Genomic DNA, 20,302 nt, shown 5'->3' on the forward strand with positions numbered 1-20,302 from the left:
CGGTCTTATGAAAGCAGTTATGTTGATGTTCGACACCCTAACCCGTAATCACCTTGCGCCCTATGGCGGTGATGCGATAACGCCGAATTTTACGCGTCTGGCGCAGGAGTCCGCCCAGTTCGATAACTTTTACGTAGGGAGCATGCCTTGCATGCCCGCACGACGTGAGCTACATACCGGGCGCTATAATTTTCTGCATCGTAGTTGGGGACCGCTGGAACCTTTTGATTTCTCGGCGATGCAATCGTTGCGTCAGAATGGTGTGCATACACATATGGTTACTGACCATAAGCACTACTGGCGCGACGGTGGCGCGACGTATCATACGCGTTATTCCACATTTGAGTTTATTCGCGGGCAAGAGGGGGATTGCTGGAAAGGACAGGTTGAAAAGCCACTAATCCACTGGCAGGGCAACGAGGATGAAGAGACGCTTCGTCGTCGTGCCGGACGTATGACCCAGGATTTAATCAATCGTGCTGCTATGCCTACCCAGCAGGAACATTTTACCCACCGCACGATTAGCGCGGGTATAGAGTTTCTCGAAACTAACCAACACCAGGATAACTGGTTTTTACAAATCGAGTGTTTTGATCCGCACGAACCGTTCTTCGTTCCTGAAAAGTACCTGGCGAAGTATGGCTGTAAACCCGGTGAATTCGACGGCTGGGTACCCTATTACTGTGGAGCGCCTGGCGGGTCAGAAGATCAGAAAGTCCGTAAGTTTTATCAGGCGCTAATCACCATGTGTGATGATTATCTTGGTCAGGTGATGGATAAACTTAAGGCGCTGGATCTGTGGGATGACACTCTGTTTATCGTCTGTACCGACCATGGGTTCCTGCTGGGGGAGCACCAGTGGTGGGGTAAAAATATCATGCCGGTGTATAACGAAATCGCTAATACGCCGTTCTTTATCCGCGATCCGCGCAGTAAAACGCAGGGTGTCAGACGTAGCGCACTGGCGCAGACAATAGATATTCCGGCGACGTTACTGGAATATTTTGATATTCCCCGCCCGGCAACCATGACAGGAAAACCGCTGCGCCCGGCCATTGAACGTGATGAGTCGATCCGTGATTATGCGCTGTTTGGTTATTTTGGTGGCCATATCAATATCACCGATGGTGAATATGTTTATATGCGCTGCCCGCGCGAGCAGAATAAAACGAATCTGTATGAATATACGTTGATGCCTACGCGTATTGATAGCCCTTTTAAAATTGATGAGCTAAAGGATATTCGTATTCATCCGGGCTTCGATTTTACCCAGGGTGTACAGGTGATGCAGATCCCCGCCACCTTTGGTTATCTTAATCCATGGCGCTTTGGCGATAAGTTGTTCGATGTTAAAAACGATCCGGGACAGTTTCAGCCACTTAATGATGGAACCTTATCTCAACGCTATGCCGCCGCGTTGATCCCCATGATGCAACAGCATGATGCGCCGCCAGAACTGTATACGCGCTTCGAACTCGATCCACTCACGCCTGAGCGCGATGCGCAATTTATCCAACGACAACATGAACAGAGCGCAGGGTATGCCTGTGCGCATCCTGGCGTTGCAGAGGCATTGGCGTTTTTGATCCGCAACAGCAGCGAAGACGCATTGGAACTGACCGTGGGGTGCAGTGTTGATGAAGCTGATATTTTCGCATTAATCGATAAGTTATTTACCGGTGATAAACATCGCGCCATGGTCTACCAGACGCGCTTATTACTGCGTACGGCATAGGAACGGGAAAGTGGAATGGAATTTAGAAAACGCCCGCTTTCGTATGACCGTGCAGGCAACCGGCGCGGAGCTTAGCTTGCTGTGGGATAACAAAGGCCAACGCAACTGGATATGGCAACCGCAACCAGACGTGTGGAATAACTCGGCGACGCAGCTTTTCCCCGTTGTAGGCCAGCTTATCCATAACGGGCTATGGCAGGGAGAGCGCTTTTTTCCGCTCTCCGCACACGGTTTTCTGCGTTATCAGATATTTGACTGCGTGGAGCAGGATGCAACTCACCTGGTGATTGAAGCTCATGATACGGCCAGCACACGCGAGGTGTGGCCATTTTCCTGGCAGGTTCGTATTGGATGGTATCTAGAATCCGACGGTATACGTGTGACATGGTCGGTATTCAATACAAGTGATGAAACGTGGGGCTATTCCTCTGGCTGGCATCCAGGATTTGCACTGCCTGTAGCGAGTGAACCAGGTTGGACGGTGCGATTCAATTCAGTGTGCACGGGGCCGTTTGCTACGCAGAAGAGGACATTGCAGATCAGCGATAATGCCCCCGGTATCGCGACATTTTCGCTTCTGCCGGAGAGCTTTAACCATGGTGCCGTCTATTTTTCGCAGAGTGATGATAACCATTGGGCGGTTTGCTCGCCGGATGGCGTTGAACAGATAGTCTTTGCTGGAAACCAGCAATGGCTGGCCCTGTGGGGCATACCTGGCGCGAATTTATTGTGCGTGGAACCCTTATCTGGCACCACGGACGATCCCTGTTTTGACGGACAAATAGCGCATAAGAGAGGCATTCAATGGCTGAATGCAGGAGAGCAGCATAGCCATTGGCTCTCGGTCAGGTTCCCGGCAGACAGCGGACGGTAAGCGGGATAAACTACCTGACTTATCTCGCGGTCAGGAGAGCCCGTAATGAGTGTGAATAAAAAAAACGTGCGCGTTTATCTTGCGAATATCCTCGGTAGCCTTGGGGATACTGATGGAAAAATTGCCGGTTATATTTTGCAAAACCCGGGCCTGGTCGTGCAGCTACCAGTAAAGAAACTGGCGCTGGAAATTGGCGTCAGTGAAGCGACTATCGTGCGTTTTTGTAAGAAAGTGGGCTATGACGGGTTGCTGAACCTGAAGGCTGATCTCAAGCGGGAACTACTGACGGAAAGCGATCTGTCATTGCCATCTTCACCGGATATTTTTCTGGATGATTCGCGCAACGAAGTAGCACAAAAAATCGCCTTGATGATTGAGACCTCAAGTCGGGAGACGATTGACCTGCTGGATATGAAAGTGGTGAAGCCCGTTGTTGAGCGCTTTTTGGCGGCCCGGCGCGTGATGTTTGTTGGATTTGGCGCATCTGGACTGGCAGCGCTGGAGGCGCGCGACAAGATGAATCGTCTGGGAATTGACTCTGAAGCGTTTACCGATCGCTTCACGATGACCCTTAAGCTGGCCAATCTGAAGGCTGACGACCTGGTGGTCGCATTTTCCCATTCAGGAGAGACGCCAGAAGTAGTCAATGCGTTTCGTCTGGCTCAAAAAAGGGGCGCTTACACCCTGGCGATAACACATAGTCATCACTCACCGCTGAACGAGCTGGCGAATACATTCTGGCTGACAAGTGGTGAAGCAGGGCCGATGCAAGGGGATTCAATTTCTACGCGTATTTCGCAGTTGTTTATTATCGAGTTTTTATGTACCGAAATTACGCGTCACAACCTGCGGGATAGCGGAGTGACCGGATTGTCGATTAAAGAGTTGTTGATAAAAGAAAGGATTAAACGTGAGTCCTCAGGATAATGATTTTGCTCCAAAACCTGTTGGTAAATGGTGGCTGGCGGGTAAAAAACCCGATTATCGTTTTACACTTGCCAATGAACGTACTTTTCTTGCCTGGATCCGCACCGCTCTGGCATTAATGGCGGGTGCGGTGGGCGTTGATCAATTTTCTCCGCAGCTCTCCTCTCCTGGTTTACGCCACTCCCTTGCATTATTTCTTGTCATGGGCGGAGCCCTGCTTGGTGGTCTGGCGTGGCGGCGCTGGCGGCATAATGAATACGCTATGCGCCTGGACAGCCAGTTGTGCTATACCCGCTTTATCTTTGCGTTGTCTCTGTTTCTTGTTGTTGTGGCGGTATTACTGGGAATAATGCTGTGGGGGTAAGCGCCAACCGCGATCCTGGACTTCAGCCTGAACGCACGGCACTTTCCTGGAGACGTACCGCGTTTTCAATGATGGTACCCGCCGTATTAACGCTGCGGGGATGGCTTCATTTTGGTGAATGGCCTTATGCGATTGCGACTTTTTTGTTGATGAGTTGCGCATCGATCATCCTGTTACATCAGCGCGGTAAAAATAAGCTATATGTCTCATTTTCAATCGTATTAAGTAGCCTGTTATTGGGATTTCTCTTCCTTTGCCGTCTTTTTGAAATCATCTGAGCCATACTAGGCTGTATCCCAAATTGTTCGCTTATGGGCAACCAGAGGCGCAGTCTATTTTTTTGTTGGCAAAAAGGACACGGTATGAAACTCATTGGCAGCTACACCAGCCCTTTTGTGCGAAAAATTTCTATTCTGTTGCTGGAAAAGGGCATCACTTTCGAATTTGTTAACGAACTCCCCTATAACGCTGAAAACGGCGTAGCACGATATAATCCGTTAGGAAAAGTACCCGCGCTGGTCACCGATGAGGGAGAGTTCTGGTTCGACTCCCCGATTATTGCGCAATACATTGAGCTGCTGGATATTGCGCCCGCCATGTTGCCGCGCGAACCGCTGGCGGCACTTAAGATTCGTCAGCTTGAAGCACTGGCTGACGGTGTTATGGAGGCTGGGTTAGTCTCTGTTCGCGAACAGGCTCGTCCTGGTGCGCAGCAATCGGAAACCGAACTGTTGCGCCAGCGCGAGAAAATTACCCGCAGCCTGGATGTGCTGGAAGGTTATCTGGCAGACGGTACGCTTAAAACAGACTCGGTTAACCTTGCAACCATCGCCATTGCCTGCGCGGTGGGCTATCTCAATTTTCGTCGGATTGCACCCGGTTGGTGTGTGGACCGGCCGCGGTTGGTCAAACTGGTGGAAACACTCTTTCAGCGAGAAAGCTTTGCCCGCACAGAGCCGCCGAAAGCTTGATAGGCATATACATCTCATCCATCAAGCTGCCTCTTTGTTGGCAACGTTCGTTCGCCCCTGGGGATTCATTCTCTTGCCACCTCGACGCATCTTGATTGATTTTGTGTATGTATGTCCGCATGAGTAAAGTCACGGTACAATCCTCCCTATATCGATAGCCCTCTCCACGGTGGAGAGGGCCACCAACAGCCAGGCCCTTTCATGACAACCGACATGCGTTCACTTTACAGCCAGCTTCCTGCTATCGATCGTTTATTGCGCGATAGCGCCTTTTCAGTCTTGCGTGAGTCCCACGGTCACACCCGGGTGGTTGACCTGCTTCGCCATATGCTCGACGAAGCCAGGGAAACGATTCGCGACGTACAAGCGCTTCCGGCATGGTGCAACGACTGGGCGCAAGAGGCCTGCACCCGGCTGGAACGGGAATCGCAAAGCGCGCTGCGTCCGGTTATCAACTTGACGGGGACAGTGCTGCACACCAACCTTGGGCGTGCATCGCAGGCGGAAGAAGCGATTGATGCTGTTGTGCAGGCTATGCGTACGCCGGTCACACTGGAATACGATCTGGACGGTGCAGGGCGCGGACATCGTGATCGTGCCCTGGCGGATTTGCTATGTCGCATTACCGGGGCGGAAGACGCTTGTATCGTAAATAACAACGCGGCAGCGGTGCTGTTAATGCTGGCCGCAACCGCCAGTGGCAAAGAGGTGGTGGTTTCACGCGGTGAGCTGGTGGAAATTGGCGGTGCGTTTCGTATTCCGGATGTCATGTCCCAGGCTGGGTGTGTGTTGCGTGAAGTTGGCACGACCAACCGTACCCACGCCAGTGATTATCGCCAGGCAGTGAATGAAAACACAGCTCTGCTGATGAAAGTGCATACCAGTAATTACAGCATCGAAGGCTTTACCAAAGCGGTAGATGAGATGGAACTGGCGGTGATGGGTCAGGAGCTGGATATTCCGGTGGTGGCGGATCTGGGCAGCGGTTCGCTGGTCGATCTCAGCCAGTATGGTTTGCCGAAGGAACCAATGCCACAGCAGTTGATCGCCGCAGGCGTAAGCCTGGTCAGCTTCTCAGGCGACAAGCTGTTGGGCGGGCCACAGGCGGGGATTATCGTCGGTAAGAAAGAGATGATTGCCCGATTACAGCACCATCCGCTGAAACGCGCGTTACGGGCCGATAAAATGACCCTGGCGGCACTGGAAGCGACGCTGCGGCTCTATCTGCACCCGGAGGTGTTGGCAGAGAAATTACCGACGTTACGTTTGCTCACCCGTACTGAAGAGGCCATCCGCGCTCAGGCACAACGATTACAGGCGCGGCTGGAAGAACATTACGGCGACACGTTCGCACTGAACGTGATGCCTTGCTTGTCGCAGATTGGCAGCGGCTCGCTACCTGTTGATCGGCTGCCCAGTGCGGCATTAACGTTTACCCCGCATGACGGGCGCGGTAGTCGTCTTGAGGCGCTGGCCGCCCACTGGCGCGAGCTACCGGTGCCGGTCATTGGGCGGATTTATGATGGCCGCTTATGGCTGGATCTGCGCTGTCTTGAAGACGAGACCCGGTTTATGGAGATGATGCTGAAATGATTATTGCAACCGCCGGACACGTTGACCACGGAAAAACGACGTTATTACAGGCGATTACCGGCGTGAATGCCGACCGCCTGCCAGAAGAAAAAAAGCGCGGTATGACCATCGATCTCGGCTATGCCTACTGGCCGCAGCCTGACGGACGCGTACTTGGATTTATCGATGTTCCCGGACATGAAAAGTTTCTGTCCAACATGCTGGCGGGGGTCGGCGGTATCGACCACGCTCTGCTGGTGGTTGCCTGCGATGACGGCGTGATGGCGCAAACACGTGAGCATTTGCAGATCCTGCAACTGACGGGTAATCCGCAGCTTACTGTGGCACTGACGAAAGCCGATCGCGTGGATGAGGCGCGTATTAACGAGGTGCGTGCAGAGGTCCAAACAACACTGGCTAACTATGGTTTTGCGGATGCAGCACTTTTTGTGACCGCCGCCAGTGAAGGGCGTGGGATCGATATCTTACGTGACCATTTGCTGCAATTACCTACGCGCGAGCATGCCAGCAATCACAGCTTCCGCCTGGCGATTGACCGTGCCTTTACGGTAAAAGGTGCAGGCCTGGTGGTAACAGGTACCGCGCTCAGTGGTGAAGTCAATGTGGGCGATTCGCTGTGGCTGACGGGCGTTAACAAACCGATGCGCGTGCGTAGCCTGCATGCGCAGAACCAGGCCTGTGAGCATGCCCATGCTGGTCAGCGTATTGCGCTGAATATTGTCGGAGATGCTGAAAAAGAACAGCTCAACCGTGGTGACTGGCTGCTTTCTGATGCGCCGCCGGAGGCTTTTACCCGTGTCATTGTTTCCTTAGAACATTCGGCCCCGCTAATGCAGTGGCAACCGTTACACATTCATCACGCGGCCAGCCACGTTACCGGGCGGATTTCTCTGCTCGAAGGAACGCTGGCGGAACTGGTTTTTGATACTCCGCTGTGGCTGGCTGATAACGACAGACTGGTGCTGCGTGACATTTCTGCGCGTACCACGTTAGCTGGCGCCCGCGTGGTAACGCTCAACCCGCCGCGTCGGGGCAAGCGTAAGCCGGAATACCTGCAGTGGCTGTCAGCACTGGAAAATGCGCAGGATGACGGCGACGCGCTGGCAATACATCTGACGCGCGGGGCGGTGAATATTCCTGATTTCGCGTGGGCGCGGCAACTCAATGGCAACGGTATGCGTCCGTTGATTGAGCAGCATGGCTTTATTCAGGCCGGCTACAGTCTGCTGAATGCGCCTGTTGCAGCACGCTGGCAGCGCAAAATCCTCGATACACTGGCAACGTACCATGAGCAGCATCGCGATGAGCCAGGACCGGGGCGTGAGCGTCTGCGGCGTATGGCCTTGCCGATGGAAGACGAAGCGCTGGTGCTGTTGCTGATTGAAAAAATGCGCGATAGCGGTGCTATCCATAGCCATCATGGTTGGCTGCATTTGCCGGATCATAAAGCTGGTTTCAGTGATGAACAGCAGGCGATCTGGCAAAAAGTCGAACCTCTTTTTGGTGATGAACCATGGTGGGTGCGGGATCTGGCGAAAGAGACGGGCACGGATGAGCAATCTATGCGTTTGGCGTTACGACAGGCAGCCCAGCAAGGCATCATTACTGCGATCGTTAAAGATCGCTATTACCGTAACGATCGGATTGTCGCCTTCGCTAATATGATCCGCGAACTCGATCAGGAAAGAGGATCGACGTGTGCCGCCGATTTCCGCGATCGGCTTAACGTGGGACGTAAACTGGCTATCCAGATTCTGGAATATTTTGACCGCATCGGTTTTACCCGTCGTCGGGGCAATGATCATTTACTGCGGGATGCGTTGCTATTCCCCGAAAAGAGTTGATGTCATTTAATCCGTGACCGCTGTCGTAAAGCAGTAAAAGGCTGGCGAATAATTCGCCAGCCCCATCTACCTTTGTAGTACCCCTACAGCAAGGAGATGGTCATGACTAATAACCCCCCTTCAACGCGTATTTATCCCGGCGAGTATGGTTACCCTCTGAAGTTAAAAGCTCGATACGATAACTTTATCGGCGGCGACTGGGTCGCACCTGCGGACGGTGAGTATTACCAGAACCTGACACCGGTAACCGGGCAATTACTGTGCGAAGTGGCCTCTTCCGGCAAGAAGGATATCGATCTGGCACTGGATGCCGCGCACAAAGTAAAAGATAAATGGGCGCATACCTCCGTGCAGGATCGTGCGGCGATTCTGTTCAAAATAGCCGATCGAATGGAGCAAAATCTCGAGCTGCTGGCGACCGCAGAAACCTGGGACAACGGTAAACCCATTCGCGAAACCAGTGCTGCTGACGTACCACTGGCAATTGACCATTTCCGCTATTTCGCCTCCTGCATTCGTGCGCAGGAAGGGGGGATCAGTGAAGTCGACAGCGATACGGTGGCGTATCACTTCCATGAACCCCTGGGCGTGGTTGGGCAGATTATCCCGTGGAACTTTCCGCTGTTGATGGCGAGCTGGAAAATGGCGCCTGCCCTGGCGGCCGGCAACTGCGTGGTGCTGAAACCTGCCCGCCTGACACCGCTGTCCGTACTGCTGCTAATGGAAGTGATCGGTGATCTGCTGCCGCCAGGCGTGGTGAACGTGGTCAACGGTGCTGGTGGAGAAATTGGCGAGTATCTGGCAACGTCAAAACGCATTGCGAAAGTGGCGTTTACCGGCTCAACGGAAGTGGGTCAGCAGATCATGCAGTACGCAACGCAAAACATCATTCCTGTTACGCTGGAGCTGGGCGGCAAATCGCCCAATATCTTCTTTGCTGACGTGATGGATGAAGAAGATGCGTTCTTTGACAAAGCGCTGGAAGGTTTTGCACTGTTTGCCTTTAACCAGGGCGAAGTGTGTACCTGCCCGAGCCGTGCGCTGGTGCAGGAATCTATATACGAGCGTTTTATGGAGCGTGCTATTCGCCGCGTGGAGAGTATTCGCAGCGGTAACCCGCTTGATAGCGTAACGCAGATGGGGGCGCAGGTTTCGCATGGTCAACTGGAAACCATCCTCAACTATATCGATATTGGTAAGAAAGAAGGTGCTGATGTGCTGACCGGCGGGCGGCGTAAGCAGCTGGATGGAGAGTTAAAAGAGGGATATTACCTCGAGCCGACCATTCTGTACGGTAAGAACAATATGCGCGTATTCCAGGAGGAGATCTTTGGTCCGGTGCTGGCTGTCACGACCTTTAAAACCATGGAGGAAGCGCTGGAAATCGCTAACGATACTCAGTATGGACTTGGTGCTGGCGTCTGGAGCCGTAACGGCAATCTGGCATATAAGATGGGGCGTGGTATCCAGGCGGGGCGTGTATGGACCAACTGCTATCATGCTTACCCGGCACATGCGGCTTTCGGCGGCTATAAACAATCAGGCATTGGACGCGAGACCCACAAAATGATGCTGGAGCATTATCAGCAGACCAAGTGCCTGCTGGTGAGCTACTCTGATAAACCGCTGGGACTGTTTTAAATTCCCCTCAATCATTGCCCGGTATCGCTAAGCGATACCGGGCATATCGTTATGCTTTTCGTCTTCCTGCAGCCCGAAATATTTAGAGTATATAGAAACCCATATATCGTTATATAAATAAGAGAATTGCATACGTTCTGGCCGTTCATCTATTATTCTTAACTCTATTGTTTAAAACAAATAGCAGACAAATTTATTAATTTAAATCCCTGAGGCAAATATGTTTCTTGATTATTTTGCATTAGGAGTGCTTATTTTTGTATTCCTGGTTATTTTTTATGGGGTTATTATTCTGCATGATATTCCCTATCTGATTGCAAAAAAACGTAACCATCCTCATGCCGATGCAATACATGTTGCGGGCTGGGTAAGTTTGTTTACTTTGCATGTTATTTGGCCATTTTTATGGATCTGGGCAACGCTTTATCGCCCGGAGCGAGGGTGGGGTATGCAGAGTGCTGATCCTTCCCTTAACCAGCTTCAGGCACGGGTAGCCGATCTGGAAAAGAAACTGGCCGAGGTTAAGACCTCCCCGGCGGAGTAATATTGATGGATTTACTGATCGTTCTGACCTATGTGGCGTGCGCATGGTCGATATTTAAAATATTTAAAATCCCTGTAAATAAATGGACCGTACCAACAGCAGCATTGGGCGGCATATTTATTGTTTGCGGACTTATATTACTGATGAATTATAACCATCCGTATACATTTAAGGCGCAAAAAGCAGTGGTTTCTATTCCCGTAGTGCCTCAGGTAACGGGTGTAGTAACAGAAGTGACGGATAAGAAGAATACGCTAATCAAAAAAGGCGAGGTCCTGTTTAAACTTAACCCTGGTCGCTATCAGGCGAGGGTTGACCGCCTGAAAGCTGATATTGTGACGGCACAGCATAAAGAGCAGGCTCTTGCCGCGCAGTTAGATGAAATGAAGGCTAACACGCAACAGGCAAAAGCCACGCGCGACAAGCTGGCGAAAGATTACCAGCGCTATGCGCAGGGTAGCCAGGCGAAGGTGAATCCTTTTTCTGAACGCGACATTGATGCGGCGCGGCAGAACTATCTGGCGCAGGAAGCGTCAGTGAAATCATCCGTCGCAGAGCAACAGCAAATACAGAGTCAGTTAGACAGCATGGTATTGGGGGAACATTCACAAATTGCCAGCCTGAAAGCCCAGTTGGCAGAAGCCGAATTTAACCTTGAGCAAACTGTGGTACGGGCGCCCAGCGATGGTTATATCACGCAGGTGCTGATTCGACCGGGTACCTATGCCGCAGCTCTGCCTATGCGTCCGGTAATGGTCTTTATTCCAGACCAAAAACGGCAAATTATTGCCCAGTTCCGTCAAAACTCGCTGCTGAGACTGGAACCGGGCGATGAAGCTGAAGTGGTGTTTAATGCGCTGCCGGGTAAGGTATTTAGCGGTAAGTTGACGGCGATTAGCCCTGCGGTTCCGGGTGGTACGTACCAGTCAAATGGGACGCTACAATCCTTAAACTCCACCCCCGGTTCTGAGGGCGTTATTGCTACGATAGATCTGAATGAAAATGAAGATTTAAACGCTTTGCCCGATGGTATTTATGCACAGGTAGCCGTCTATTCTGACCATTTTGCCCACGTGTCAGTGATGCGCAAGGTGCTGTTACGGATGACCAGTTGGGTGCATTACCTGTATCTCGACCACTAAGCGTAGGCTGTTCTGCTTGCCATTTTTGCCTACTCAGGTTGCTGCTGTTGCGCCTGAGTAAGCTGTTGGCGTATCTCATTTAACATCTCATCAAGAATAAACTGTACGCGCCAGGGTTGATATTCGCGCTTACGGAAAATAGCCACGAGATCCAGCCACCATTTATGTTGCTCAGAGAAGCAAGGGACCAGCAACCCGGACTGCGTTTCTTTTTGCACACTTTTATTCGGCGCAAAAACAATACCCAGATGGTTACGGGCCAGCGCCAGCGCTGACTGCGTATTGTCGCAGACGTAATTTCCCGTCACGCGATAATCTTGTATCTCTTTACCTTCGGCTGAGGTGAATCGCCAAATATTAGCATCATCAATCATCATTGAATCAATTAGAATACAGGAGTGATGCTCCAGCTCTTCAGGACTGGTAATAGGATGTTTTTTGAGATATTCCTCGCTGGCAAAAGCCGTGACGGCATATTTAGTAATGAAACTGGCAACCAGTGATTCATCTTTAGGATGTGCATAACTTATTAAAATATCACAGTCATCAGGGAATTCGGCGCCCTCATAAAATGCTTTACGTTCCAGATTATATGTTTTTAGAGAAAGAGTAATACCACCGATATTCTGTATTTTGGCAATAACATGCTGCGATAAGTAAGCAATAATCCCCGTAGGCGCATATACCGTTACCCGACCACGTTTTTCATGCTTATAATCAGCAATGAAATTATTCAACTGATCGTTTCTGTCCAACATGTCATTGATGTAAGGGAGTAGCGCTGTGCCAAAAGGCGTGAGGGTCAGGTGTCGGGTGGTTCGATCAAATACTTTTAACCCAACTTTTGATTCAAATTCAGCGAGATACTTGCTGACGTTGGCTTGCGCGATGCCGAGAACAGTCGCTGCATGGCTGATATTTTCACTGGCAGCAATGACAGAGATAATCTTCAGCTCCCGGTGTTTGAGTTGTAATTTATTCATCGCCAAACCCAATATATATATGAATTTATATATTACTATATAAATATGAATCTTGCACTGATGAAATTGTAAGCATTATTATGCTGGCGCTTTGTAGCTTATTTTAAAATGGAATGTTGGCATGTTAATTAAACGCAATATTGTGGTGCTATTTGCCTTTTCTTTTATGGCTAGTGCAACAGCCGCAGAATTTTCTATTGGCGGTGGGGCTGTATATAATGAATCTCCTTATCGTGGATATAATGATAATGTTCACGCAGTACCGCTTGTCAGTTATGAAAGTGAATCATTCTATTTTAGACAAACAACGTTAGGCTATATTCTGTCCAAGAGTAAAAGTAATGAATTTAGCATTACTGCCTCATGGATGCCGCTTGAGTTTGATCCCGCTGATAACGATGATCATGCTATGAAGCAACTGGACAAGCGCGACAGTACTGCGATGGCAGGGGCTGCGTGGTATCACCATGAGAATTGGGGCAGCGTAAAAGTTTCTGCTGCAGCGGATGTTCTGGACAACAGCAATGGCTGGATTGGAGAAGTGTCTCTGTTCCGCCAAATGCCGATGGACAGACTGACGCTCACCCCGGCCATTGGCGTTCTCTACTATGACGAGAATTTCAACGAATATTACTACGGCGTGTCTGGCAGTGAATCTCGGCGTAGCGGGTTATCAAGCTTTTCCCCTGGCGATAGCTGGACACCTTATGTCGGCCTGTCCGCAAAATATGCGTTAACCACAAACCTGACGTTGCTGGCCAGCGCCAATTATAGCGTGCTACCAGACGATATTAAGAATAGCCCAATGGTCGATCGCGACGACAGCTTCACTTTCCTGTCAGGGGTGAGCTGGCGTTTCTGATTCTCACCCGTTTGCCCTCACGGAAGAGGGTAATCTTTTCATGATGCTTTGACGGATAGCACTAACAGTCGCCATCCGTCATATCATTACAGCTATATGATTGCAGCGTCTGTAATAGGCGCATTCCTCAAGAACCACGGCGTTATGTACGGCGTCAGCAGCATTTTTACCCCAGGTAAACGGCCCGTGCGAATGCACTAATACCGCCGCCGGGACCTGTATTCTGCTTACCCGCGCTTATATCGATTATTCAGCGATGGGCTTTACCGTTCGCGATTAGGCGTTTACCCGTAGTCGTTCAGGCACCTGACAAAATTTAACCGATTCCCCTGTCTGATCAAGGCAGCCGGGGCGCGCTCTCTGGCACTCTGTGGTTTTAACGCAGAGGGAGAGGGCAATGAACCGGTTTATTATGGCTGATGCGGCGAAATGTATTGGGTGTCGAACCTGCGAAGTTGCCTGTGTGGTATCTCATCAGGAAAACCAGGATTGTGCGACGATCTCCTCCGACGCGTTTGTCCCACGCATTCAGGTCATTAAAGACAACGCATTTACCACTGCGGTCGCCTGTCATCAATGTGAAGATGCTCCCTGTGCCAATGTCTGCCCAACTCACGCTATTCGTCGCGAACATGGGCATATCTTCGTAGAACAGGAACGTTGTATCGGCTGTAAAAGCTGCATGCTGGCCTGCCCGTTCGGGGCGATGAATGTTGTCGCGCATACGTTACGGGTGCAGGCGATTAAATGCGATCTGTGCTGGCATCGTGAAGCTGGCCCGGCGTGTGTTGAAGCCTGCCCAACCAGTGCGTTGCAGTGTATGGATGCCAATAAGATTCAGCAGCAGCGTCTGCGTTCCCAGCCGTTGTAATGCGAAGCCCGACCTGTATTCCGGTCGGGTTTTCTGTCAGCCTTCAAGCCAGGCGCGTTCGATCTCTTCTGCCAGAATTTTCACGCCAGCCTCGATTTTTTCCGGATCCGGAACGTAGTTCATCCGCATGCACTGGTGGGTATGTGGCCAGGGCTTATCCAACCCCGGGAAGAAGTAATCGCCGGGAACCATCAGGACACCGCGCGCTTTGAGGCGTTGATACAGCAGTTCGGTGGAGATCGGTAAATCCTTAAACCACAACCACAGGAAAATTGCCCCTTCTGGTTTATGAATCAGGCAGCGATCTTCGGATAAATAGCGACGAATGATCGCAATTGTCTCCTGAACGCGCTGATAATAAAACGGCTTGATAACGGTCTCTGACAGACGTAGCAGATCGTTGCGCTTAATCATCTCGCACATGATCGCCGGTCCCATACCGCCAGGCGCCAGGCTGATAATGCCGTTCATATTGGTGATGGCGGTGATGATTTTCTCATTAGCGATAATAATGCCGCAGCGGGAGCCTGGCAGGCCGAGCTTGGAAAGGCTCATGCACAGCACAATGTTTGGGTTCCACAGCGGGCGTGCTTCGCTAAAAATAATACCGGGGAACGGGACGCCATAGGCGTTATCAATCACCAACGGGATACCGTGCTGGTTGGCCAGACGATCCAGTTTCATCAACTCTTCGTCAGTGATCACATTACCAGTGGGGTTGGTTGGACGCGACACGCAAATCATGCCTGTCTCTTCACCAATGTGCAGGTGTTCAAAATCAACGTGATACTTGAACTGGCCTTCCGGTAACAGCTCAATGTTCGGCCGTGCCGACACGAAGAGCTCCTCTTCCAGCCCTGAATCGGCGTAGCCAATGTATTCCGGTGCCAGGGGGAATAACACTTTTCGGGTGGTTCCGTCAGCGCGGCGTCCTGCGAAGAGATTGAATAAGTAGAAAAACGCGCTCTGACTGCCATTTGTCAGTGCAATATTTTGTGGTTCGATATCCCAGCCCAGTTGTTCGCGCAGCAGTTTCGCCAGCTCAGACAGTAGCTCGGTTTTACCTTGTGGACCGTCATAATTGCAAAGCGCATCAGTGACTTTGCCGTTTTCCAGCATCTCTGCCAGCAGAGTCTGGAAGTAATCCTGCATCTCCGGGATTTGCGCCGGATTGCCGCCGCCGAGCATGATGGCACCGGGGGTACGTAAACCGTCGTTGAGGTCCTCCATCAGGCGTGTGATGCCTGAATGGCGGGTAAATTTGTCGCCAAAAAGTGAGAATGTCATAGCAGGTGGTCTGTCGAACTCAGTATTAAAGTGGCTAACCATAACGCTCCCTATGGCAGGGTGCAAATCAGGTCCCGAAGTCCGAATTGATGTTTTGTGCTGCAGATTTTTGAATGGCTGGTTTTTTATATTGCATCCGGCTTCCCGCACTATTCGGTACGGGAAGCTCGGTGGGATCAGGGCTGGCCTGCCCAAACAACCATCACTTTATCGTCGCTATGTTCGCGTATAAATCCATATCCCTGCTGTAATGTGAGCGTGGTTTGTTTTCCTGCGCCGATGGCAGGATGTCTGGCTCTGAACTGACTGATTCGCTGCCAGTGTGCGACGTTGGCGGCTGATTTCCCGTTAATGTCCTGCCAGTTCATATCTGAGCGCGTGCCTTGCAATGGATCAGAACCGGTTGGTCCAAAAGGACGGGCGGATTCGTCACCATAGAAGAGTTGTACTGCCCCCGGAGCCAGCAGCAACAGCTCGGCGGCTTTATCCCCACCTTCGCGGAACAGACGCGTATCGTGCGATGAAAGATAGCTGAGTACATTGAAACTCTGCAATTTTTCCGCCATCTGCTGCCAGGTGAGATCCATATTGGCCAGGCAGTCGACAGCTTTGGCTGCCTGCTCCTGGTAATCAAAATTAATCATTGCATCGAAGCCGTGGCGGTAATAATCACTTTGCATGACGCCGTGTCCCCATGCCTCGCCAGTCATCCAGAAGGATTTATCATCCAGCGCTTTGTCAGGGTTAGCGTGCTTCCATTCAACCAACGCTGCGCTGGCCTGTGTTTTCAGTTGCTGCCAGGCGGGAAGTTCGACGTGCTTGGCTGTATCGATCCGGAATCCGTCAATACCGTAGTCTCGTACCCACTGACTGAGCCAGTGGGTCAAATAATCCCGTGGCGTATAGTCCGCGATAGCTTTGGCGCGAGTGTCTGGTTTGTTTTTGTAGAACACCGGCAAGCCGGAAGGTGTGGTGGATTCAGTTTTAAGATCGGGCAGGAAGGCCAGTGACATGGTCAGGTCGTCAAAACCCGGGTTGTCGTAGTTGCCAATGTCGGTGCGGATCCAGTTTTTCCCCCACCATTTTTCCCATGCGGCTTTATCGCTGAAATTAATGTAGTCATTAAAGCTGTGCCAGCTTTGCCCGGCGGCAGGCTTCCAGTCCGTCCAGCGTTCCCCGAGCGTTTTTTTTAGCTCATCACCTGATAAGTACAATGCGCCAAATTGATATTCCTGCATATCCGCAAGCGTGGCGTAACCGGTGTGGTTCATGACGACATCGAACAAAATACGGATGCCGCGTTGATGTGCGCCATCCACCAGTGCGCGCAGATCTGCTTCGTTGCCCATATTGGCGTCAAGTGTGGTCCAGTCCTGGGTGTAATAGCCGTGATAAGCGTAGTGGGGAAAATCTCCTTTTGTGCCGCCACCAACCCAACCGTGGATTTGCTCAAATGGTGCGCTGATCCATAGAGCATTGATCCCTAACTGTTGCAGATATTCCAGTTTGCTGGTGAGGCCGCGTAAGTCGCCACCGTGAAACGTCCCAATTTCCTGCATATCATCTTTATGGCGACCGTAGCTGTAGTCGTTGGTTGGGTCGCCGTTCTGAAAGCGATCCGTCAGCACGAAATAGACCGTGGCGTTATGCCAGTCGAATGCGGCGGGTGCGTTCGTTTCTGCTCTCTCGAGCAATAACAGGCCGTTGCTGGTTGCGGCAGGCAGCAATGTAATCTGCCCGTTTTTTACGGTAGCTGTTTGCTGACTGTAGTAATCGCGTACGACGGTGTCTTCAGGAAAGGTCTGGCTTACGTCCAGCGTCAGCGGCGAACCATTCCATTTTGGACATTGTTGAATCTGAGCGGTGATGGGTTCTGCAGCGTTTTTTACCGAGAGCATCAGCGTCGGTGTTCCGGAACGGGTATCAACTTCCAGCGTGTAATTGCCGTCTTTGAATAAACGCCACTGTGGTGGTGTGCCCTCACAGGGTTTCAGTGACAGCATCTGGTTGAGTTTTATGGTATTGGCTGGCTGCCAGCACTGTTGGTCAAAATTTAGGATTAAAGGACGAGTACCCTTCGTCAACGCTGCATGGCTGACAAACTTACCCGTACCTTCTGTTTCGAAGACAGGGAAGCCTTGAGCAGTCCATGTTGAGGCGATTGTAATGCCGGGCAAGAGTGCCAGCGCAACGGCGGCCATTTTCATAATGCTGTCCTTGATGCTGCGATTTTCGCCAGTTTGCCAGTGAAATGGGGCCAGAAACTCATCCCTTGAGCGCATTCCGTCAGGATGAGGAGTGAGGGTGAGCGATCAAGTGCAAAAAACGCACGTATTTTGCGATAACCACCACATTTTCTTCGAATTAATGACAATCTTAACCGCTAGTGCGTGACATAGTTTCAGAATTGGACTATTCCTTTGGGTGCTCTTGACGGCTATTTTTGATATGATTTGAGATTCATCTCTCATTTTTGTGAAAAATATAAGGTGTTGGAATGTATAAATCCGACCAGGAGACCTAATGATATTGACTCCCATTCGACGATATGGGGCAATGATTCTCATGTTACTCACCATTGCATTTTCGGGTGAGGTGCTGGCAAAGACGCACACGACGACAACGAGTCAGAAGTCCCACATAACCAAGACAAGTATTAAACAGGTAAGCAGTAAACAAGAGTATTCTCGCAATAGTGCAAAGAGCAGTTCACTTCCTGATTTGCGAAAATACCCTTCCGGAACACCTAGAAAAAAAGCGTTTCTCCGGACGGTTATGCCTTTTATTACCAGTCAAAATGCTGCCATTACTGCTGAACGTAACTGGCTGATTTCAAAGCAGTACCAGAATCGCTGGTCGCCGACTGAACGTGCGCGTATGAAAGATATCGCCAAACGTTACAAGGTGAACTGGTCTGGTAACACGCGTAAAATTCCGTGGAATACGCTGCTTGAGCGTGTAGACATTATCCCAACCAGCATGGTGGCAACGATGGCCGCAGCAGAAAGTGGCTGGGGAACGTCTAAGCTGGCACGTAGCAATAACAACCTGTTTGGCATGAAATGCGGTAAAGGTCGTTGTAATAATGCACCGGGCAAGGTGAAAGGTTACTCACAGTTTGAATCGGTGAAAGAGTCGGTAAATGCCTATGTCATTAACCTGAATACGCATCCGGCTTACTCTTCCTTCCGTAAATCTCGCGCTCAGTTGCGTAAAGCCGATCAGGAAGTTACGGCAACCGCGATGATCCATAAGCTGAAGGGTTATTCCACTAAAGGGCAGAGCTACAATAACTATCTGTTCGCTATGTACCAGGATAATCAGCGCTTAATCGCTGCGCATATGTAAGCAGCTTTGCTTTAACAGGCCTGCGTGGTGAATGCGTAGACCTGTTAAGCTCAGCCTCCTCTGGCACGACTACAACAATACCTCACTGTATCGATCGCGGTACTCTTTCGGCGTTGTGTCGTACTCCTTCTTGAAGACAGAATAGAAGTACTGCAAGGACGGATAGCCGCACATCTGCGAAATCTCGTTTATTGATAATGTAGTGGAAATTAACAGACTGCGTGCTTTTTCCAGCTTTTCAGCGTGGATCACGGCATGAATGGTCTCTCCAACCTCCTCTTTAAACCGCTTCTCCAGATTCGAACGCGAAATCCCAACAGAGTCCAGCACCTGATCAACCTTGATTCCTTTACAGGCATGATTGCGAATGTAATGCATGGCCTGGATGACAGCAGGGTCGGTGAGGGATCGATAGTCTGTAGACTGACGCTCAACAACGCGCACGGGAGGGACCAGGATGCGCTGTAAAGGCATCTCTTCGTTAGCCAGCAGTCGGTGCAGTAGTTTGGCTGCCTGATACCCCATTTGTCTTGCCCCCTGCGCAACAGATGACAATGCCACCCGCGACAGGTAGCGGGTCAGTTCTTCGTTATCAATACCAATGACACACAGCTTTTCTGGTACCGGGATGTGCAGATGCTCGCAGGCCTGTAGAACATGTCGAGCACGCGCATCTGTGACGGCAATAATACCGGTATGTGGCGGCAGGGTTTGTAGCCAGTCCGCCAGCCGGTTTTGAGCGTGCTGCCAGTATTCAGGTGCGGTTTCCAGGCCCTGATACACTACGCCACGGTATTTCTCTTCTGCAACCAACTGGCAAAACGCATATTCACGTTCTGCGGCCCAGCGCTTGCCGCTGGAGGCGGGGAGGCCATAGAACGCAAAGCGGTTAATCCCTTTTTCTTTCAGGTGCAGAAAGGCGCTTTCTACCAGAGCATGGTTATCGGTGGCGATGTAATGGACTGGTGGATAATGCTCAGGAAGATGGTAGGAGCCACCGACACCGATAATGGGAACGTCGACGTCAGCAAGCAGTTGCGCGATGTCATCGTCGTCGTAGTCGGCGATGACGCCATCCCCTAACCACTCTTTGATGTTATCAATGCGAGCACGAAAATCTTCCTCAATAAAGATATCCCACTCTGATTGTGATGCTTGTAAATACTCGCCCACACCCTCAACAACCTGGCGGTCGTAAGCTTTATTGGCATTAAATAACAGCGTGATGCGATGACGTTTATCAAACATGGTTCTTTTCCTGCTGAATCATGTAGAAAAGACAATGCCGGTTGCATTAACCGGCATTGCGACTCACC

General features: G+C 50.9%; 18 protein-coding genes and 1 pseudogene. 14 read left to right on the plus strand and 5 right to left on the minus strand.

Annotated features, from left to right (window positions below; genetic code table 11):
- The first annotated feature begins 7 nt into the window (after positions 1-7).
- The 11 genes from OGY01_RS10000 (at position 8) to OGY01_RS10050 (ending at position 11,635) form a co-directional block, all read left to right on the plus strand.
- Positions 8-1,735: a sulfatase gene (locus OGY01_RS10000; RefSeq protein WP_286493042.1), complete on the plus strand. Its 1,728-nt coding sequence runs from the start codon at positions 8-10 to the stop codon at positions 1,733-1,735.
- Between the two features lie 10 nt (positions 1,736-1,745).
- The gene (locus OGY01_RS10005) at positions 1,746-2,609 is read left to right on the plus strand and encodes an aldose epimerase family protein (RefSeq protein WP_286493044.1); all 864 of its coding nucleotides are present in this window, start codon (positions 1,746-1,748) and stop codon (positions 2,607-2,609) included.
- A gap of 45 nt (positions 2,610-2,654) precedes the next feature.
- On the plus strand, positions 2,655-3,536 hold the full coding sequence (locus OGY01_RS10010; RefSeq protein ID WP_045448758.1) for a MurR/RpiR family transcriptional regulator: 882 nt from the start codon (positions 2,655-2,657) through the stop codon (positions 3,534-3,536).
- Positions 3,520-3,900, plus strand: coding sequence for a YidH family protein (locus OGY01_RS10015; RefSeq protein WP_045448756.1), 381 nt, complete (start codon positions 3,520-3,522; stop codon positions 3,898-3,900). Before OGY01_RS10010 ends, OGY01_RS10015 begins: the two co-directional genes overlap by 17 nt.
- Complete coding sequence (locus OGY01_RS10020; RefSeq protein ID WP_052369295.1) at positions 3,891-4,178, plus strand: DUF202 domain-containing protein; 288 nt, start codon at positions 3,891-3,893, stop codon at positions 4,176-4,178. The genes OGY01_RS10015 and OGY01_RS10020 overlap by 10 nt, the downstream gene beginning before the upstream one ends.
- Positions 4,179-4,262: 84 nt before the next feature.
- On the plus strand, positions 4,263-4,871 hold the full coding sequence (locus tag OGY01_RS10025) for a glutathione S-transferase (RefSeq protein WP_284097071.1): 609 nt from the start codon (positions 4,263-4,265) through the stop codon (positions 4,869-4,871).
- Positions 4,872-5,072: 201 nt separating this feature from the next.
- Positions 5,073-6,464 (plus strand): L-seryl-tRNA(Sec) selenium transferase, encoded by a 1,392-nt coding sequence (gene selA / locus OGY01_RS10030; RefSeq protein WP_286493047.1) that lies wholly within the window; start codon positions 5,073-5,075, stop codon positions 6,462-6,464.
- Positions 6,461-8,308 (plus strand): selenocysteine-specific translation elongation factor, encoded by a 1,848-nt coding sequence (selB, locus tag OGY01_RS10035; RefSeq protein WP_200011277.1) that lies wholly within the window; start codon positions 6,461-6,463, stop codon positions 8,306-8,308. Before selA ends, selB begins: the two co-directional genes overlap by 4 nt.
- A 102-nt stretch (positions 8,309-8,410) precedes the next feature.
- Positions 8,411-9,949 (plus strand): aldehyde dehydrogenase AldB, encoded by a 1,539-nt coding sequence (aldB, locus tag OGY01_RS10040; RefSeq protein ID WP_045448751.1) that lies wholly within the window; start codon positions 8,411-8,413, stop codon positions 9,947-9,949.
- A 220-nt stretch (positions 9,950-10,169) separates the two neighbouring features.
- Complete coding sequence (locus OGY01_RS10045; RefSeq protein WP_045448749.1) at positions 10,170-10,493, plus strand: DUF3302 domain-containing protein; 324 nt, start codon at positions 10,170-10,172, stop codon at positions 10,491-10,493.
- A gap of 5 nt (positions 10,494-10,498) precedes the next feature.
- A complete protein-coding gene (locus OGY01_RS10050; protein ID WP_045448747.1) occupies positions 10,499-11,635 on the plus strand; it encodes an HlyD family secretion protein in 1,137 nt (378 codons plus the stop codon).
- A 29-nt stretch (positions 11,636-11,664) separates the two neighbouring features.
- Here OGY01_RS10050 and OGY01_RS10055 read toward each other — a convergent pair whose 3' ends face one another.
- Positions 11,665-12,618, minus strand: coding sequence for a LysR family transcriptional regulator (locus OGY01_RS10055; RefSeq protein ID WP_045448746.1), 954 nt, complete (start codon positions 12,616-12,618; stop codon positions 11,665-11,667).
- A gap of 121 nt (positions 12,619-12,739) precedes the next feature.
- On the opposite strand from OGY01_RS10055, the gene OGY01_RS10060 reads away from it, so the two are divergent.
- Positions 12,740-13,480 carry a MipA/OmpV family protein gene (locus OGY01_RS10060; RefSeq protein WP_286493049.1) on the plus strand — a complete coding sequence of 247 codons (741 nt, stop codon included), beginning with the start codon at positions 12,740-12,742 and terminating at the stop codon, positions 13,478-13,480.
- Between the two features lie 114 nt (positions 13,481-13,594).
- Here the strand turns inward: OGY01_RS10060 and OGY01_RS10065 are convergent.
- Positions 13,595-13,687 (minus strand): annotated as a pseudogene (locus OGY01_RS10065) (class II aldolase/adducin family protein); the annotation flags it as partial.
- A gap of 190 nt (positions 13,688-13,877) precedes the next feature.
- Here OGY01_RS10065 and OGY01_RS10070 point away from each other — a divergent pair.
- Positions 13,878-14,351 (plus strand): 4Fe-4S binding protein, encoded by a 474-nt coding sequence (locus tag OGY01_RS10070; protein ID WP_048223070.1) that lies wholly within the window; start codon positions 13,878-13,880, stop codon positions 14,349-14,351.
- Positions 14,352-14,387: 36 nt separating this feature from the next.
- Here the strand turns inward: OGY01_RS10070 and avtA are convergent, their stop codons facing one another.
- Positions 14,388-15,638: a valine--pyruvate transaminase gene (gene avtA, locus OGY01_RS10075; RefSeq protein WP_045448723.1), complete on the minus strand. Its 1,251-nt coding sequence runs from the start codon at positions 15,636-15,638 to the stop codon at positions 14,388-14,390.
- A 176-nt stretch (positions 15,639-15,814) separates the two neighbouring features.
- On the minus strand, positions 15,815-17,845 hold the full coding sequence (gene malS / locus OGY01_RS10080) for an alpha-amylase (protein ID WP_286493051.1): 2,031 nt from the start codon (positions 17,843-17,845) through the stop codon (positions 15,815-15,817).
- A 316-nt stretch (positions 17,846-18,161) separates the two neighbouring features.
- Here malS and OGY01_RS10085 point away from each other — a divergent pair, with 316 nt between their 5' ends.
- Positions 18,162-18,986 carry a protein bax gene (locus tag OGY01_RS10085; protein WP_045448721.1) on the plus strand — a complete coding sequence of 275 codons (825 nt, stop codon included), beginning with the start codon at positions 18,162-18,164 and terminating at the stop codon, positions 18,984-18,986.
- A 69-nt stretch (positions 18,987-19,055) separates the two neighbouring features.
- Here the strand turns inward: OGY01_RS10085 and xylR are convergent, their stop codons facing one another.
- The gene (gene xylR / locus OGY01_RS10090) at positions 19,056-20,234 is read right to left on the minus strand and encodes a D-xylose utilization transcriptional activator XylR (protein WP_045448719.1); all 1,179 of its coding nucleotides are present in this window, start codon (positions 20,232-20,234) and stop codon (positions 19,056-19,058) included.
- Positions 20,235-20,302: the final 68 nt, after the last annotated feature.

Source organism: Citrobacter sp. Cm038, assembly GCF_030333105.1.
GTDB lineage: Bacteria > Pseudomonadota > Gammaproteobacteria > Enterobacterales > Enterobacteriaceae > Citrobacter > Citrobacter murliniae.